General features: G+C 62.6%; 17 protein-coding genes and 1 tRNA gene. 14 read left to right on the top strand and 4 right to left on the bottom strand.

Features of this window, described 5'->3' with window-relative positions; translation table 11 throughout:
• Positions 1 to 16: 16 nt before the first annotated feature.
• A complete protein-coding gene (locus QOV41_RS11705) occupies positions 17 to 895 on the bottom strand; it encodes an NmrA family NAD(P)-binding protein (RefSeq protein WP_284576768.1) in 879 nt (292 codons plus the stop codon).
• 139 nt (positions 896 to 1,034) lie between these two features.
• On the opposite strand from QOV41_RS11705, the gene QOV41_RS11700 reads away from it, so the two are divergent.
• The 13 genes from QOV41_RS11700 (at position 1,035) to map (ending at position 14,374) form a co-directional block, all read left to right on the top strand.
• The gene (locus QOV41_RS11700) at positions 1,035 to 1,439 is read left to right on the top strand and encodes a winged helix-turn-helix transcriptional regulator (protein WP_284576766.1); all 405 of its coding nucleotides are present in this window, start codon (positions 1,035 to 1,037) and stop codon (positions 1,437 to 1,439) included.
• A gap of 88 nt (positions 1,440 to 1,527) precedes the next feature.
• Positions 1,528 to 2,529 (top strand): aminoglycoside phosphotransferase family protein, encoded by a 1,002-nt coding sequence (locus QOV41_RS11695; protein WP_284576764.1) that lies wholly within the window; start codon positions 1,528 to 1,530, stop codon positions 2,527 to 2,529.
• A gap of 117 nt (positions 2,530 to 2,646) precedes the next feature.
• Positions 2,647 to 5,382, top strand: coding sequence for a DNA gyrase subunit A (gene gyrA / locus QOV41_RS11690; protein WP_284581300.1), 2,736 nt, complete (start codon positions 2,647 to 2,649; stop codon positions 5,380 to 5,382).
• A gap of 106 nt (positions 5,383 to 5,488) precedes the next feature.
• A complete protein-coding gene (locus QOV41_RS11685; RefSeq protein WP_284576762.1) occupies positions 5,489 to 6,739 on the top strand; it encodes an MFS transporter in 1,251 nt (416 codons plus the stop codon).
• Between the two features lie 29 nt (positions 6,740 to 6,768).
• On the top strand, positions 6,769 to 7,263 hold the full coding sequence (gene coaD, locus QOV41_RS11680; RefSeq protein WP_284576760.1) for a pantetheine-phosphate adenylyltransferase: 495 nt from the start codon (positions 6,769 to 6,771) through the stop codon (positions 7,261 to 7,263).
• Positions 7,260 to 7,811 carry a peptidylprolyl isomerase gene (locus QOV41_RS11675; protein ID WP_415926713.1) on the top strand — a complete coding sequence of 184 codons (552 nt, stop codon included), beginning with the start codon at positions 7,260 to 7,262 and terminating at the stop codon, positions 7,809 to 7,811. Before coaD ends, QOV41_RS11675 begins: the two co-directional genes overlap by 4 nt.
• Positions 7,812 to 7,990: 179 nt before the next feature.
• Positions 7,991 to 8,503: a peptidylprolyl isomerase gene (locus QOV41_RS11670; RefSeq protein ID WP_284576758.1), complete on the top strand. Its 513-nt coding sequence runs from the start codon at positions 7,991 to 7,993 to the stop codon at positions 8,501 to 8,503.
• Positions 8,504 to 8,618: 115 nt separating this feature from the next.
• Positions 8,619 to 9,068: a DMT family transporter gene (locus QOV41_RS11665; RefSeq protein WP_284581297.1), complete on the top strand. Its 450-nt coding sequence runs from the start codon at positions 8,619 to 8,621 to the stop codon at positions 9,066 to 9,068.
• Between the two features lie 10 nt (positions 9,069 to 9,078).
• Entirely contained in the window at positions 9,079 to 9,498 is a 420-nt protein-coding gene (locus tag QOV41_RS11660) for a hypothetical protein (RefSeq protein WP_284576756.1), read from the top strand.
• A gap of 54 nt (positions 9,499 to 9,552) precedes the next feature.
• Complete coding sequence (queA, locus tag QOV41_RS11655) at positions 9,553 to 10,626, top strand: tRNA preQ1(34) S-adenosylmethionine ribosyltransferase-isomerase QueA (RefSeq protein WP_284576754.1); 1,074 nt, start codon at positions 9,553 to 9,555, stop codon at positions 10,624 to 10,626.
• A 197-nt stretch (positions 10,627 to 10,823) separates the two neighbouring features.
• Positions 10,824 to 11,951 carry a tRNA guanosine(34) transglycosylase Tgt gene (gene tgt, locus QOV41_RS11650; RefSeq protein ID WP_284576752.1) on the top strand — a complete coding sequence of 376 codons (1,128 nt, stop codon included), beginning with the start codon at positions 10,824 to 10,826 and terminating at the stop codon, positions 11,949 to 11,951.
• A gap of 22 nt (positions 11,952 to 11,973) precedes the next feature.
• Positions 11,974 to 13,614: a glucose-6-phosphate isomerase gene (gene pgi, locus QOV41_RS11645; RefSeq protein ID WP_415926712.1), complete on the top strand. Its 1,641-nt coding sequence runs from the start codon at positions 11,974 to 11,976 to the stop codon at positions 13,612 to 13,614.
• Between the two features lie 4 nt (positions 13,615 to 13,618).
• Positions 13,619 to 14,374 carry a type I methionyl aminopeptidase gene (gene map / locus QOV41_RS11640; protein ID WP_284576750.1) on the top strand — a complete coding sequence of 252 codons (756 nt, stop codon included), beginning with the start codon at positions 13,619 to 13,621 and terminating at the stop codon, positions 14,372 to 14,374.
• A 43-nt stretch (positions 14,375 to 14,417) separates the two neighbouring features.
• Here map and QOV41_RS11635 read toward each other — a convergent pair whose 3' ends face one another.
• The 3 genes from QOV41_RS11635 to QOV41_RS11625 all read right to left on the bottom strand — a co-directional run bounded on the left by QOV41_RS11635 (position 14,418) and on the right by QOV41_RS11625 (position 15,896).
• Entirely contained in the window at positions 14,418 to 14,945 is a 528-nt protein-coding gene (locus QOV41_RS11635) for a hypothetical protein (protein WP_284576748.1), read from the bottom strand.
• Positions 14,946 to 14,975: 30 nt separating this feature from the next.
• Positions 14,976 to 15,050, bottom strand: a tRNA-Lys gene (locus QOV41_RS11630).
• Between the two features lie 78 nt (positions 15,051 to 15,128).
• Positions 15,129 to 15,896, bottom strand: coding sequence for a coiled-coil domain-containing protein (locus tag QOV41_RS11625; protein ID WP_284576746.1), 768 nt, complete (start codon positions 15,894 to 15,896; stop codon positions 15,129 to 15,131).
• Between the two features lie 141 nt (positions 15,897 to 16,037).
• Here QOV41_RS11625 and glmU point away from each other — a divergent pair, with 141 nt between their 5' ends.
• Positions 16,038 to 17,390: a bifunctional UDP-N-acetylglucosamine diphosphorylase/glucosamine-1-phosphate N-acetyltransferase GlmU gene (glmU, locus tag QOV41_RS11620; protein ID WP_284576744.1), complete on the top strand. Its 1,353-nt coding sequence runs from the start codon at positions 16,038 to 16,040 to the stop codon at positions 17,388 to 17,390.
• Position 17,391 lies beyond the last annotated feature (1 nt).

Raw genomic sequence — 17,391 nt, 5'->3', positions numbered from 1 at the left:
TGGGACGCGCAGGGCCTCAGGCGCTCAGCGCCGCCCGATTGTCGACGAGGAAGTCCCGGACCGATTGCGGCTGCCGACCGGAGAAGCGCTCCACCGTGTCGCTCACCACGGCGTGGTAACCTTCGGCAGCGTCACGGTCGAAGGCGACAAGGACATGCGCCATGCCTTCTGGCACACCAGAGGCAACCAAGCCCTGCCGCAACTGCTCGCCGGTCAGGCCTACGCGAGTTACCGGCTTGCCGGACAATTCGGCCAATAGCGCCGCCAGTTCTTCCTGGGTGATGGCTGCGGGTCCGGTGACATCATGGATGGATTTGCCCTCGGCACTGAGCAGGGCTCCGGCAGCCGCACGGGCCGCATCGGCTCGCGTCACATAGGCCCGGCCACGTCCGTCAGTCGCATCGAAGAGCTGCCCCGAGCCAAGCGCCGCCGGAGCACCCATCAGCGTGATCTCGGCATAGATGTGGTTGCGCATGAAGGTGAAGTCGAGCCCGGTCGCGGCGATGGCCTGTTCGGTCCAGTAGTGGTCGATGGCGGCGCCGCCACCCGCATTTGGTCGCGGCGAGGGCGCGGAGGTATAGACGATATGCTTCACCCCCGCCGCCTTGGCAGCTGTTGCTGCATAAGCCTGCTGCTCGATTCGTGTGCCGATTGCATCGGTGCTGATCATGAGCATGCGATCGACGCCTACGAGGGCTTCGGCCAGCGCCGTGTCGTCGAAATCGATCTTGCGCACCTCGACGCCGCGGGACTTGAACCGCTCAAGTTTGGCGGGGTCGCGCGTGCCAGCGATGACTCTGCTGGCGCCACGGGCGAGGAGCTCCTCGACGGCCAGTTGGCCCAGGTGACCGCTCGCGCCGGTGACCAGCAGGGATTGTTTGGTGAAGTCAGCCATTTCCATTCTCCATGTTGCCCATCTCCTTGCCCTGGCGGCGTATGGAGAGTAGGTATCGAATGGAGACTTAACTAGGCGCCTTCATCACTGCTGAAAAGAAGGCACTTCTTCCCCACAACGTCACCTGAAGGTAACCCCCATGCGCGATGCCCAGCAGGAAGCCGCACTCTATGTGGAGCGCTGGAACGAGAAGGCCTCGGGCGCCATAACCGACTGTCCGGTGCGCGGCGTGCTCGACAAGATCAGCGACAAATGGAGCATGCTGCTGGTGATGACCTTGGCCGGCGGCCCCCGTCGGTTCAACCAGCTACGGCGCGAAGTGCCCGACATTTCACAAAAGATGCTGACGCAAACCCTGCGTGACCTGCAGCGGGACGGCATGGTGGCGCGCCGGGTGTTCGACACCAACCCGCCCTCTGTCGAGTATCGGCTGACGTCGCTCGGCGAGTCGATCATCGTGCCGTTCGGTCATTTGATCCACTGGGCCAGCGAGCACCACAAGCAGATCGACGCCGCACGGCGCACCTTCGACCAGCCTGCCTGATGGGTGGGGGAGAAATCCAAAAAAATTCAGGAGCAAGGTTGAGCCACCTCTTTGAATTCCCGATACTATTGGGATGCATGAGGGATCTTTGACTGAATGGGCCGCGCGCCAGACCCTGACCGAACTAATCGGCAAGGTGGCGAGCGAAGGAGCTAATCTGCAGCGCAAGACCATGGCGGGGGGCACCGAAGCCGCTGAAACGGTCCTCTTTACCGCGCGCTATGACAGCAACGGTCGCAAGGTACTGCGCTTCGTCGTCAAACAACTTTCGGGGCGGCCGCGGCGGGAGGCCGAAATCTATGCGCGCCTGGTGCAACAACACGCCTCCAAGCTCGGGCCGCGCCTGTTGGGCATCCACCGCCGTGGCGAGACCCTGCTGCTGGTGATCGAGGCCGTGCGGCGCAAGAACGCCTGGCCGTGGCGCGACAATGCGTCGACGGCGGGCCTGTTGCGGGAAGTGGGCCGATTCCACGCCGAGTTGGACGGTGCCGATATCCGCATGCCGGAATGGGACTATGAAGCGGAACTGGTGCAAGCCGGCCAAAGTGCGGTCGAGGCGCTGGACCGGTGCCGGTATGTCAAGGAACTGCGCCCGCTCAGTCGTGACTTGCGCCCGCTGAACCGGATCGTTGAAGCCCTGCCGCGGCTGCGCGGACAGTTGCTCGCCGAAAAGCCCTTTCACCGACGTCCCATCCATGGCGATGTGCACCCCGGCAATGCCCTGATCCGCAGCACCAGTCCGGCGCGACCGGTTTTGCTCGACTGGGGCAGGGCCCGGGAGGGCTCGCCACTGGAAGACGCCAGCTCGATGCTCCAGTCGCTGCGGCTTTGGGAACCCGAGGCGCTTAGTGCGCATGACAGCCTCATCAAGCACTATCTTTCGGGACTGGGCATGGAGCGGCGGCTGACCGAAAGCGTGCGCAGCGCCTATTGGGTGGCAGGCGCATCCAATGCCCTGGCAGGCGCACTGACCATGCATTTGTGGGAGGCGCTGGACGAGAACCGGGACGAGCAGCAGCGGGCTGGCGCCGCTTGGATGGCGCAGAATTGGCTCCGGGTGATCCGACGCTCCCACGCCTGGGCGCTCTAGGGCGACCACTCTCCACAGCTTGAGCGGCGCTAACCTCGTAATCTCGAGCGGAATCGCCTATCTATGAGCTAGTTCGAACAACCAAGAATCACCTCAGTGACCGATAAGCCCGAAGATATGGCTGGCGGCATGTCGCCATCCGACATCTCACCGATCTCTATCACCGACGAGATGCGCAAGTCCTATCTGGACTATGCGATGAGCGTGATCGTCAGCCGCGCGCTGCCTGACGTGCGCGATGGCCTCAAGCCCGTGCACCGGCGCATCCTCTTCTCGATGAGCGAGAACGGCTACGAATACAACAAGCCGTTCCGCAAGTCGGCCCGCGTCGTCGGCGACGTGATCGGTAAGTACCACCCCCATGGTGATAGCGCCGTTTATATGGCGCTTGTCCGCATGGCGCAGCCCTTCTCGATGGGCGACATGCTGGTGGAGGGGCAGGGCAATTTCGGTTCGGTCGACGGCGATATGCCGGCAGCCATGCGTTACACCGAAGTGCGCATGCAAAAGATCACCAACTCCCTGCTCGATGATCTCGACAAGGACACGGTGGACTTCCGCGACAACTACGACGGCTCGGAAAAAGAGCCCAGCGTGTTGCCCGCGCGCTTCCCCAATATGCTGGTCAATGGCGGCGGCGGCATCGCCGTGGGCATGGCCACCAATATTCCCACGCACAATCTGGGGGAGACCATCGACGCGGCACTGCTCGTGCTCGACAATCCGCAGGTGACCACCGAGGAACTGACCGAGGTTCTGCCGGGGCCCGACTTCCCCACCGGCGGCATCATCCTGGGGCGCGCCGGCATTCGCTCGGCCTATGAGACGGGCCGTGGCTCGGTGATCATCCGTGGACGGGTGAACATCGAGGAAGTGCGTAAGGAACGCGAAGCTATCATCATTACCGAGCTGCCCTATCAGGTGAACAAGGCAGTGCTGGTCGAGAAGATCGCCGAACTTGTGCGTGACAAGCGCATCGAGGGCGTCGCTGATATGCGCGACGAGTCCTCGCGCGAAGGCATGCGCGTCGTCATCGAGATCAAGCGCGACGCACTGCCCGACGTGGTGCTGAACCAGCTTTACCGCTTCACCCAGCTGCAGAGTTCGTTCGGCTGCAACTTCGTTGCGCTCAATGGCGGCAAGCCGGAGCTGATGAACCTGCGCTACATCTTGCAGTGCTTCATCGACTTCCGCCACGAGGTGGTGACCCGCCGCGCCCGGTTCCTGCTCAACAAGGCCCGTGACCGCGCCCATATCCTGGTCGGTCTCGCCGTTGCCGTCGCCAATATCGATGAAGTCATCCAGCTCATCCGCACCGCGCCCGATCCGGCGACGGCACGCGAGCAGTTGATGACGCGCCGCTGGCCGGCCGCCGATGTCGAGCCGCTGATCCGACTGATCGACGACCCGCGCCACCGCATCAACGATGACGGCACCTTCAACCTTTCCGAGGAGCAGGCCCGCGCCATCCTCGAGCTGCGTCTGGCACGCCTGACGGCGCTCGGCCGCGACGAAATCGGCGAGGAACTCAACGGTCTGGGCGCCCAGATTGAGGACTATCTCGATATCCTGCGTAGCCGCGAACGCGTTGTGGAAATCATCCGCCAGGAACTCATCGAGATCAAAGACCAGTTCGCTTCGCCCCGCCGCACCGAAATTTCCGATGTGGTCGGCGATTTCGACGACGAGGACCTGATTGCCCGCGAGGACATGGTGGTTACCGTTAGCCATGAGGGCTACATCAAGCGCGTGCCGCTCTCGACCTATCGGGCTCAGAACCGCGGTGGCAAGGGCCGCTCGGGCATGGCCACGCGTGACGAAGACTTCGTCTCACGCCTCTTTGTGGCCAATACCCACACGCCGGTGCTGTTCTTCACCAGCCGCGGCATCGCCTACAAGCTCAAGGTGTGGCGCCTGCCGCTGGCGCAGGCCAACGCCCGTGGCAAGGCGCTGATCAACATCCTGCCGCTGGAGCAGGGCGAACGGCTGACCACCATCATGCCGCTGCCCGAGGACGAGACCTCCTGGGGTAATCTCGACATCATGTTCGCCACGACGCGTGGCACGGTCCGCCGCAACTCGCTGGCCGACTTCGTCGAGGTGCGCCAGAACGGCAAGATCGCCATGAAGCTCGATGAAGGCGATCAGATCGTGGGCGTCGACACCTGTACGGTCAATGATGACGTGCTGCTGACCACCGCTCTGGGGCAAGCCATCCGCTTCCGCACCGACGACGTGCGCCTGTTCAAGGGCCGCGACTCCATGGGGGTCCGCGGCATCCAATTGGCCGAGGGCGACAAAGTCATCTCCATGGCCGTGATCAACCACTCCGATGCCACCGCCGAGCAGCGCGCGGCATATCTCAAGCGCAGCCGCGCGATGCGCGGTGAGGTGGAGACCGAAGAGCTTGCGGCCGACGAAGCTGGTGTCGAGGCGGGAGAACTGGATCAGGAACTCTACGCCAAGATGGGCGCGCAGGAACAGTTCATCCTGACCATCAGCGAGAACGGCTATGGTAAGCGCACCTCCAGCCACGAATACCGGATCACCGGGCGCGGCGGTAAGGGCATTGTCGCCATGGCGGTCAATAAGCGCAACGGCCATCTGGTCGCCAGCTTCCCGGTCGCCGAAGAAGACCAGATCATGCTGATCAGCAATGGCGGGCAGACCATCCGCCTACCGGTCGGCGGCGACAAGCCGATCCGGATGGTCTCGCGCGCCAGCCAGGGTGTTATCGTCTTTGATACGGCCGAGGGTGAAAAGGTGGTCTCGGTCGAGCATATCAGCGAACCCGAGGGCGAGGAGCCCGGCGAAATCGAGGGCAACGACCCCATCGCTCCAGCTGGAGAATAGGATCAGGAAGGGGCGCTCCGGCGCCCCTTTTCTTTTGCGCTGACCGCAGTTTGGCGCTTGCGCCTACCGCAGCGGAATGGTCTCTCTCTTCCCTGGAGATCATGCGATGAGCGACAGCGCACTACCAGAGCTCGGTCAAGCGCAAACGACCGGTTACGCGACCCTCCTGCGTCTGCCGGTGCCGCGCCGCCTGGCCTTTGCCAGCGTGCCCGCAGATTTCGCCGACTGGCTGGACTATGCCGCCGTGATTGCGCTCCTGGTCTTTGCCTGGGGCGAGGGGCCGTTCGTGCTGGCCCTCTTCGCCTTCGTCCTGACCTTGCCCTATGTGGCCGTCGGGCCGCTGCTGGCGGTCTATGTGGATCGGGCGCCGCTGGCCCGGGTGCTGGTGCTGAGCAATATCGGCCGGGCGCTGACCACGCTGGCGCTGGTGGTTGCCCCCAGCACCGCCGCCGTGCTGGGGCTCGTATTCCTGCGGGCCTGCGTCGATTCTGCCTTCGGTCCCGCCCGGCAAGCCGCCATCCAGGCTTCGACGCCTCCCGAGATGCTCGGTACCGCCAACGGGCTGCACCACGCCATCAATCAGACATCCAAGATCGCCGGTCCGGCGATAGGCGGCCTGCTGCTTGCGCTTATTCCGGCCCAGGCGGTGTTTGGGATTAATGCCGTGCTGTCTCTGCTCGCCGCCGCGCTGGTCTGGGGCATCGCTCTGCCTGTGCGGCGAAAGCCCGAGAGCGAGGCGCCCACCAAGTTCCTTGCTGATCTCGTCGCTGGTGTGGCCGAGTTCCGCCGCAGCCGTCTCCTTCTGGCAGCGCTAGTCTTTTCATCGGTCGCGTATTTCGCCTTCTTTCTTTATGATGCGCTGATTGCTCTATTGACGCAGGAATTCGGGCTCGGCGCCACCGCGTTCGGCATCAGCATCGCAGCCTCGGGTGGTGGCGGGCTGCTGGGTGCTCTTGTTGCCGGTCGGTTGGCGGCGCGCTGGCCCATGCCGACCATGATCTGGGCTGCGATCTTCTCCGGTCTCGTGACGCTGGCCCTCGCGCTCGCCGCCATCGCCGGCTACGTGCTGCCCGCACTGCTCTTTTATGCCGTGATGGCCCTGGCCGGCGGCAGCACTGCCTTTATGCTCGTGCCCTATCGCACCATCGTGCAGCGCGAGGCGCCGCCCGATCGCATCGCTCGGGTTTTCGCGGCCGGCGAAGCGATCATCATGGCGGTGATGCTCTCGGCGCCCTTTATCGGCAGCGCCATCGCCGCTGCCTATGGGACACCCGTCGCGTTTGCTGCTGGTGGCGCCATGCTGATCGCTTTGGGCCTGGCCAGCAGCCTCGTTCTTGCGCTCACCAAGCGTGCGTGACACAAGCCGGAGAGTGAGGAGAAAGCGTCATGACTCATTTGGTGGGCTTTTATCCCGGCTCGTTTGATCCGGTGACCAATGGCCATCTCGACGTGATCGAGCGGGCCTGCAAACTTGTTGATGTGCTGGTCGTCGCCGTGGGGATCAGCGCGACCAAGAAAAACCCGCTCTTCGCCCATGCCCATCGCCTCGCCCTGCTCGAGCAGGTGCTGGCGCCCGTCGGTCGGCGCACCGATACCGAGTTCCGGATTGTCGAATTCTCCGGCCTGATGGTCAATGCAGCGCGCGAGAACGGCGCCAAACTCATCATCCGCGGCCTGCGCGATACTACCGACTATAACTATGAAATGCAGATGGTGGGCATGAACGCGCAGATGGCGCCCGACCTGCAGACCGTATTTTTGCCCTCAAGCCCACCGGTTCGGCATATCTCGGCCACATTGGTGCGGCAAATCGCCGAAATGGGTGGAGACATCTCTGCCTTTGTCCCGCAAATCGTGCTGAAAGCCCTCAAGAGCCAATGATGCCAATCACCCGCCGCCTGTTTGCTGCCCTTGTTGTCGGTGCTGCCGCGCTGTCCACCACGTCCGGTTTTGCCCAGGAGGGTAAGCCCCATCTGATCCTGACGCTCGAAGACGGCGTGGTCGATATCGAGCTCTTGCCCGAACTGGCCCCCAAGCATGTCGAGCGCATCGTGACGCTGACCAATGAGGGCTTCTATGATGGCGTGGTTTTCCACCGCGTGATCGAGGGCTTCATGGCCCAGACTGGTGATCCGACCGGCACCGGCATGGGTGGCTCGGAGCTTCCCGATGTCGAGGCCGAGTTCAATTCCGAGAGCTTCCAGCGCGGTGTCGTCGGCGCGGCTCGCTCGCAGGACCCCGATTCCTTCAACTCGCAGTTCTTCATCACCTATGCCGATGCGAGCTTCCTCGATAATCAGTACACCGTCTTCGGACGCGTGGTGAGCGGCATGGAAGCGGTCGATGCGCTTGAAAAGGGCGCGCAGTCGCAGAACGGTCAGGTCGACAACCCCGACCAGATCGTCTCGGCCAAGATCGAGTACAAGTAAGTAGACCCCCACCTAGCCTCCCCCTCGTGAGGGGGAGGGACGTATCGGTGGCGCAGGGAGATTGTGCTCTACACCTCCCCCTTGGAGGAGGAGGCTGGCGTGGGGGTGCCGACCGGCACCGGCTTGCCTCCGCGGCATAACACCCTTACACCGCCCGCGAACCAGAACAGGAGCGCCTCATGGCTTACGCCGATCCCGAAAACACCCTCGTCATCGAAACCACCAAGGGCAAGGTCGTCATTGCGATGAAGCCCGAAGTTGCGCCCGGGCATGTCGAGCACATCAAGAAGCTGGCGCGCGAAGGCGCCTATGATGGTGTGGTGTTCCACCGCGTGATCGACGGCTTCATGGCCCAGACCGGCGACGTTAAGTTCGGCAATTCCAACTCGGCCGACTTCAACCCCTCGCGCGCTGGCACCGGCGGGTCGCAGTACCCCAATCTCAAGCAGGAATTCAACGCCGAGGCCCACAAGCGCGGCACCGCCTCCATGGCGCGGGCGCAGAGCCCCGACTCGGCCAATTCGCAGTTCTTCATCTGCTTTGCTGATGCACCGTTCCTCAACCGCCAGTACACCGTTTGGGGCGAGGTGATCGAAGGCATGGAGAATGTCGACCAGATCAAGCGCGGCGAGCCCGTGACCGATCCCGACAAGATGGTCTCGGTGAAGGTCGCGGCCGACATCGCCGCCTGATCTTCAGGCGCATAGCTGATCTCGCTTCGGCGGCCTTGCAGAATCTGCAGGGGCCGCCGAATGCTTTTGGCCCCTGCGCTGCTCGGCGCGCCACCTTCGATGCTGATTGATGAAAATGGACACCTTCCTCTGGGCTCTTGTCGGCATTCTCGCCGGCGCGTGCATCGCCACCCAGGCGCCGATTAACGCGCAACTGGGCAGGGCCCTCGAAGTACCCATTGCCGCTGCGGGCGTGTCCTTTGTCGCAGGCGCGATTGTCCTTTGGGCGATTGCCTTCCTCTACAGCGGCGCAACGGGGATCGCGATCAAGTTCGGCGCCCCCCAACCTTGGATGTTCGTAGCCGGTGGCCTCCTGGGCGCTGCCTATGTGTTCTCCAACATCATGCTGACCCCCATGATCGGCGCCGCAGCGGTGATGGGCCTGTCCGTCGCGGGTCAGTTGATTGCCGGGCTCGCGCTCGACCGCGTCGGCTTCATGGGGATGGCGGTGCGCGAAATCACCATGGGGCGCTTGGCGGGAGCGGTGCTATTAATCACCGGCGCCTTGATGATCCGGCTTTTCTAGGAGGGCAAAGATGCGGTCTCTCGTCTGTGCTGCGGCCCTGCTGCTCTCGAGTTCGGCTCACGCGGCAGAGACCTATACCTGCACCGATGCGAGCAACGAGGTTATGGTAGTTTTCGACTATGACCGCCGTGCCGAGCAGCCTTTCCTGCGCATCGACATGCAACTCACCGGTGATTATGGCTTCTCCACCGATCCCGATCACCCGAACCATGATGGCGAGTTCGTCGCCGAGCATTTCGCTGGCAATGGCTTCATTGGCGCCGATGTCCTCTGGCGAGATGGATCGGGCAGGGTTAGCCCGATCCTGGCTCTCGGCTTAAGGATCGTCGAGGTCCATGAGCGGCCAAGGAGTCTGGTGACCGGCGGCGTTTCCGTTAGTGCGGGTGGCGTCTGGACTGTGGTCTGCGACGTGCAGCCGCTATCCAAATAGCTAAGGCCACTGGTGAGATTTCCCATCGCGCCAAGCCATGCTAGGGACCTGCCCATGCGCGTTACCGAATTCGACTTCGAACTCCCCGAAGAGCTGATTGCCCTTCATCCAGCCGAGCCGCGAGATTCCGCTCGCCTGCTTCTGGTCGACCCCCGGCAGGGTTTGACGGACCTCCACATTCCGGACCTGCGGGATCTGCTCCGGGCAGGGGATGTGCTGGTTGTCAACGACACGCGGGTGCTCCCGGCTGAATTGCGGGGCGTCCGCATCCGCGGCGAGAACCGCTCTACGGTATCGTTCAACCTCCACAAGCGCGTCGACGCCCACACCTGGCGGGCTTTTGCGCGACCGGCCAAGCGGCTCGCCCTGCTGGATGAGCTTGAGCTGGGGAACGGCGACGCCGACCCGCTACGGGCGCGCGTCGCGGGGAAGGGAGACACCGGCGAGATTACCCTGGAATTTGTCCTGGGTGGAGCCCAGCTGGACGAAGCCATCAAATCGCACGGCGCCATGCCGCTACCCCCCTATATCGGGGCCAAACGTGACATCGAGGAACGCGATAAGGTCGACTACCAGACCGTCTATGCCGCTGAAGATGGCGCCGTTGCGGCCCCAACGGCCGGACTGCATTTCACCGAAAAACTCCTTCAGGATCTTTCCGATCAAGGCGTCAGCATCGAGCGGGTGACGCTCCATGTAGGGGCCGGTACCTTCCTGCCGATGAAAGCGGAAGACACCGACGACCATGTGATGCATTCCGAATGGGGCGAGATCGACCAGGCGACCGCCGAGCGCATCCGGGCTCGTCGGGAGGCAGGGGGTAGGGTTGTCGCCGTGGGGACCACGAGCCTCCGACTCCTTGAGACGGCATCCCGCGCTACCGGGACGCTGCAGCCCTTTGTGGGGGATACCGACATTTTCATCACGCCGGGTTTCCGCTTCCACACGGTCGACGTGTTGATGACCAATTTCCATCTGCCAAAATCGACGCTCTTCATGCTGGTCAGCGCTTTCTCGGGGTTGGAGGTGATGAAGAACGCCTATGCCCACGCGATACGCGAGGGTTACCGGTTCTACTCCTATGGCGATGGCTCGCTGTTGCTGCGGGCGGAGCGAGACGACGAATAGCTAACTTGGAACCCCAACCTAACCTCCCCCTGGGAGGGGGAGGGACGGGATCGAGGGCGTTGAGGCATCGGCGTAAGCAGAACGATTCCTCCCCCTTTAAGGGGAGGTTAGGTGGGGGTATCCGCTTCACTATGCGAGGCTAGGTGGGGGGCCAGCCCCAGTTGTGCGTTTCCGGTCAACCCGCTAGAACCCGCCCCATGAAACAAGTCTCCTTCACCCTTTCCGCCACGGACGGCATGGCGCGGCGTGGCCGCATCGACACGCCTCGTGGAGACATCCAGACGCCTGCCTTCATGCCAGTGGGCACTGCTGGTACGGTCAAGGCCATGTACCCCGAGCAGGTGCGGGAAACCGGCGCCGACATCCTGTTGGGTAACACCTATCACCTGATGCTGCGGCCTGGCGCCGAGCGAGTGGCCGCCCAGGGCGGCCTGCACGATTTCATGGATTGGCAGCGGCCGATCCTCACCGACAGCGGCGGCTTTCAGGTTATGTCGCTCGCCAAGCTGCGCAAGCTCACCGAGAAGGGCGTAACCTTCAAGTCGCATATCGATGGCTCGGCCTACGAGCTGACGCCGGAGCGCTCCATCGAGATCCAGACCTTGCTCGACAGCGACATCATCATGCAGCTCGACGAGTGCCTGGCGTTGCCGGCCGAGCGCAAGGAGATGGAGCGGGCCATGGAGCTGTCGCTGCGTTGGGCCGATCGCTCAAAGGCGGCGTTCAACAATCAGCAGAACCGGGCACTTTTCGGTATCGTGCAGGGCGGCGATGATCCCGAACTGCGGGCCCGCTCGGCGCAGGGGCTGAAATCCATCGGCTTCGACGGCTATGCCGTGGGCGGGCTCGCCGTGGGTGAGCCGCAGGAAGTGATGTTCCGTGTCATCGAGACCATCACGCCCGAACTGCCCACCGACCGACCGCGCTACCTCATGGGGGTTGGCAAGCCCGATGACATTCTGGGCGCCATCGGTCGCGGCATCGACATGTTCGATTGCGTGCATCCCACCCGCGCTGGTCGCCATGGCCACGTCTATACGCGGTTCGGCGTGATCAACCTCAAGAATGCGCGGCACAAGGACGATCATCGTCCCATCGACGAGGCATCGCCCAATCCCAATTGCCGGCGGTGGAGCCGCGCCTATCTGCACCATCTGGTGCGTACCGAAGAGATTTTGGGGGCGATGATCCTCTCGCAGATCAATCTCGCCTATTACCAGGAACTGGTGCAGGGTGCGCGCGCTGCCATCGAGGCGTCGCGGTTCACCGATTTTGCTGCGGAGACGCGGGCAAGCTGGACTGCCGGCGATCTGGCAGCACTTTAAGGTTCAGGAAGGGTTCATCGACATGGCAAAATCTGGGCGCAAGGCTGGGTTCTCGGCACTGGGCAAGCTCAAGAAGCACATGGAAGAGCGGCCCATGCGGCTGATGTTTGCTGAGGATCCCAACCGTTTCCAGCGCTTTTCCGCCAGCGGCGCCGGCATCTTGCTGGACTATTCCAAGAATCGGATCGACGAGGAGGTCATGGCCGCCCTCTTTGATCTGGCGCGCGCCGCCGGCGTCGAGGAACGCCGCAGCCAGATGTGCGAGGGCGAGCACATCAACATCACCGAAGACCGCGCCGTCATGCACATGGCACTGCGATATCAAGGGGATAAGCCGGTTCCCGTTGATGGCGAGGACGTTATGCCGGGCGTCCGCGACGTGCTTGCTCGCATCGAAAGCTATACCACCCAGGTGCGCGACGGGACCATTCGCGGCCATGGCGGCGAGCAGTTCACCGATATTGTCAATATTGGCATTGGTGGCTCCGACCTTGGCCCCGCCATGGTGACACTGGCGCTCGAGCCCTATACCCGCGGCGACTTGCGCGCCCACTACGTGTCCAATGTCGATGGTGCGCATATCCACGATACGCTCAAGCGCCTCGACCCGAAAAAGACGCTGTTTATCGTTGCGTCCAAGACGTTTACGACCGACGAAACGATGACCAACGCCAACTCGGCGCGCAAGTGGATTGCCGAAGCCTTGGGCGAGGAGGCGGTCCCCAGCCATTTTGCCGCTGTTTCAACCAACATCGAGGCCTGCGCCAAGTTCGGCATCCGTGAAGACCGGATCTTTGGCTTTTGGGACTGGGTCGGCGGTCGCTATTCGGTTTGGTCCGCCATCGGCCTGCCGATCGCCATGGCTGTTGGCTACGAGAATTTCGCGGGCTTTCTCAAGGGCGCCGACGCCATGGACCGGCACTTCCTCGAAACCCCGCTCGAGGACAATCTCCCAGTTATCATGGCGCTGGTTGGCGTCTGGTATCGCAATGCCTGGGGGTTCTCTACCCATGCCGTCTTGTCCTATGACCAGCGCCTTAGCCGCTTTGCCGCCTATCTGCAGCAGCAGGATATGGAATCCAATGGCAAGTCGGTGACGCTCTCGGGCAAGCCGGTGGAGTGGTCGACCGGTCCCATCGTCTGGGGCGAGCCGGGCACCAATGGCCAGCACGCTTTCTATCAGCTGATTCATCAGGGCACGGATGTCATCCCCTGTGATTTCCTCGTCGCGGCCAAGCCGCACGAGAACCTCCCGCCCCATCATGACAAGCTGGTTGCCAATGTGCTGGCCCAATCGGAGGCGCTGATGCTCGGCAAGACCGAGGAAGAGGTCGTCGCCGAACTTAAGGCGCAGGGGCTCCCCAAAGATCAGATCAAGGAACTGGCGCCGCACAAGGTGTTCCCGGGCAACCGCCCGTCCAACACGCTGATGTATCCGCAACTGACGCCGGAGGTGCTGGGCTCGCTGGTTGCGCTCTACGAGCACAAGGTGTTTGTCCAAGGCGTCGTCTGGAACGTCAATTCCTACGACCAGTGGGGCGTGGAACTGGGCAAGCAACTCGCCAAGGCGCTGCTGCCCAAGGTCGAAGGCAAGTCGGCTGCCGAAGGCCATGACAGCTCGACGCAAGGGCTGCTGAAATACTATTTGGCGAACAAGGGCTGATTGCTTGACCATCACCACCGAAGAACAACTCGACAGCCTGCGGGAGATCGGACGGATCTGTGCCATCGCCCGCGACGCCATGGCAGCGGCCATGGAGCCGGGCATGACCACGGCCGAGCTCGACGCTATCGGCCGCAAGCTGCTCGAGGAACATGGCGCCCGCTCGGCACCGGAAGTAACCTACAACTTTCCCGGCGCCACCTGCATCTCGGTCAACGAGGAGATCGCCCATGGCATCCCCGGGGATCGGGTGCTCAAGGCCGGTGATCTCGTCAATATCGATGTGTCCGCTGAAAAGAACGGCGTCTTCGCCGATACCGGCGCTTCGTTCGTGATCCCTCCGGGCAACAGCAAGCTCGATGGGCTGTGCCGTGACGGCAAGAAGGCGATGTGGGCCGGCATCCGAGCCGTTAAGGCAGGCGCCCCGTTGGGCGATATCGGCGATGCCATCGGCAAGTTCGCCAAGAAGGGTGGTTATACGCTGATCCGCAATCTCGCTAGCCACGGTGTGGGCGATAGTCTCCACGACGAGCCGGGAGAGATTCCCACCTGGCCGGACAAGTCCGAGCGGCGGCGCATGGGTAATGGCCTGGTATTCACCATCGAGCCCTTTCTGTCGCTAGGCGGGCGTATGGCCGACCAGAAATCCGAGGACGATGAATGGACGCTGGTGGCCGAGCCGCCGGCGCCTTGCGTTCAGTATGAGCACACTGTCGTGGCGACGACGCGCGGGGCCGTGGTGGTGACGCTGGCTGCTTAGTCTTCTGCTTCCGCAGAAATCCACAACGTGTTCGAATGATTCGCTAAAGAGCAATCAGCAAGACTGGCCCGAGCAGCACGAACCCGATAGCGACGATGAACCGCAGATTGCCCAGCCGCCGCAGGTTCGGGACGCTGAGGACGCTGGCCAGAACCAGGAAACCGAGCAGGGCGATGGCTGCGGGCGTCAGCGGCGCCAACCTGATCGCGGTGTTCTCGGTGAGTTGCAGATAGGCCATGTGGCCACCCACGAACCCGAGCAAGGCGACCATGACCACCGTCACCGCCTTGGCCGTGATCAGCAGGGCCATATCGATGGTGGTGCTGGTGAAGAACAGGGCGATCCCAGTGGCGGTCACCAGGGTGGCGCCCAAGGTGGTCCACAGCCGCGTGTCAGCCAACAGCGGCACCAGTTCGGGTGGGGCGCTCAGTGGTAGCGAGCCTACCATGGGCAGGTCGGCACCATACTGGGCCAGCAGCAGGATCACGTAGAGCATTGCCAGTGTGCTGACGGCAAAGACGAGCACCGTGGCGGCGAGCACCTTGAGCAGATCAGTGAAGTCTTTGGACACCGCGAGAGGCCCCTTCGCGAGAATTCAAGATGGTATGCCGGGAGGGGGTCGAACCCTCGACCATTCGATTAAAAGTCGAATGCTCTACCACTGAGCTACCGGCACGCACCAAGGGGCGGACGCTTTTCGGCGTCGCGGCGGAACATAGCCACGTTGCCCTCCGTGTCAACCGCAATCGCACCATCAGCGATCAAGAGGCGTGCCGGTGTAGGGCACAGGCGTGCACGGCACCGAAATCTGCTCGAACCGGGCACAGAGTTCCGTGGCTTCCGCCAGTTCGACAACCGGCCCTGCCACGATCTGCCGGGTGCCATCGTCACGGTCGCCGATCAGAGGAGCGAGACCAAAGAGCAGCGGACCCAGCTTCACGTTGAGGTCGCGCCAGGCCGCAGGAGCCTGCGCGTCGGCGATGGACGGCCCGATGGCAATGCCGTAGTCGGCGGGCTCCGGGGTGCTCGCGACAGGTTGGGGAATTGGCTGATCGGCTGGAGCGGAAGCTACGCCCGGCATGGGACGCTGGGTCACTCTCACAGTGCCGCCTTCGGCCTCCATCTCGACCCCGTCATCCGCTCCGATCGACGAAGTCAACGTTGTCGTGTCGATGGCAGCGCCGGGAGGTATCACTTCGAGCAGGCGGGGTACGGTGACTTCGAGGGCGCCAACACGCCGCACGACTTCGTTGCCTTCCTGCTCCTCAAGGCCGAAGCGTGCTTCAAGTTGCTTGTTGCTCTGGTCGAGCCGGCGGGCTTCTTCCCGGAGGTCTGCAACCTGGCGGCGCAATTGCTCGACGCTCGTGCCTTCCAGCCTGGTCGTGTGCAGGCTGGCAAGCACGCTCTGCGGAACAAGGGCGGATATGTTAGCACCCAGTACGGCAAGGCCGCCGCAAACCAGCGCGACAATGCCCCACAATGCGACATCCGATTGCCGGAACTGGTCCGATGCTTTAGCCAAAGGGGCATCCTCATGGAGCGGTCGAATCAAAGGCCGCGTCTGCGGGGAGAATGCAGGTTTGGTTAGCGGTTCGCCAACTCCTGGCTGCCATAAATCTGTAGAATTGCGCAGCAACAAGCCCGCCATACGCGGAGGACCATCATGACCGAACTCCTTTCGATCATTCTTGCGGCGGGCGAAGGCACGCGGATGAAATCGGCAACCCCAAAGGTGCTGCATCCGGTTGGTGGCATGCCCATCATCGGCCATGTGACGCGAGCAGCGCTGGAGGCAGGGTCGACGCGGGTTGCGCTGGTGACGGGCCCCAAGCACGACACCATCAGAACTGCCGTTTCCCGCCTGCACCCACAGGTGACACATTTCGAGCAGACGGTCGCCCGGGGCACGGCGCATGCCGCGTCAATGGCACGCGATCTGTTCAGCCAAGCAGAAGGTTACGTCGCCGTTGTTTACGGGGATCATCCACTCCTTCGCGGCCAAAATTTCAAGGCAGTACTCGACCGGCTCGATGACGGTCTGGATGTAGCTATATTGGGCTTTGAACCGCGCGACCCCACAGGCTATGGCCGCTTCATCACCGATGGGGACCGGCTGTTAGCTATTCGCGAGCACAAGGACGCTAGCGAAGAGGAGCGTCGGATCGGGCTTTGCAACGCGTGTATCTTGGCCTTCCGCGCCGAAGTGTTCCGCGACCTCATCGACAAGGTGGAAGGAAACAATTCCCAAGGTGAATTTTATCTGACCGATCTCGTGGAACTAGCAAATCAGGCGGGAAAGAATGTCGGTTTCGGCGTGGCTCCTGAGAATGACGTCATGGGCGTCAATGATCGTACGCAATTGGCCCGTGCCGAGGCGCTGTTCCAGGAGGTGCGGCGCGCAGACTTCATGAAGGCAGGAGTAACGCTGAAGGACCCAGCTAGCGTTTGGTTCTCATACGACACCGACATTGCCCCAGACGTCACCATCGAGCCCAATGTGGTTTTCGGTCCCGGCGTGAAGATCGAAAGCGGCGCCACCATTCACGCCTTCAGCCATCTTGAAGGCGCCCATGTGGGACCAGATGCTTCCGTCGGACCTTTCGCCCGGCTGCGCCCAGGCGCCGAGTTGCAGGATGGAGCCAAGGTCGGCAATTTCGTCGAGGTGAAGAAAGCCGAGATCGGCAAGGGCGCTAAGGTCAGCCACCTCACCTATATCGGCGATGCTTCCGTCGGCGAGAACGTCAACATTGGCGCTGGCGTCATCACCGTGAACTATGATGGATACAACAAGCATCGGACCGTCATTGAAGATGGTGCATTCATTGGCTCCAATGCGTCGTTAGTGGCACCCGTCACTATTGGAGCAGGCGCCTTGGTCGCCAGCGGCAGTGTGATCACCGAGGATGTTGACGCCGATGCACTTGCCTTGGGGCGCGCACGGCAAGTGGCTAAGCCAGGAAGGGCGAAGGAAATCTTCGCCGATGCTGCGGCAAAGAAGAAAGCCGGGAAGGTATAGA

Origin of the sequence: Devosia sp. RR2S18 (genome assembly GCF_030177755.1) — a bacterium.
GTDB classification, from domain to species: Bacteria; Pseudomonadota; Alphaproteobacteria; order Rhizobiales; family Devosiaceae; genus Devosia; species Devosia rhizosphaerae.
This window is presented reverse-complemented; position numbering and strand designations above follow the sequence as displayed.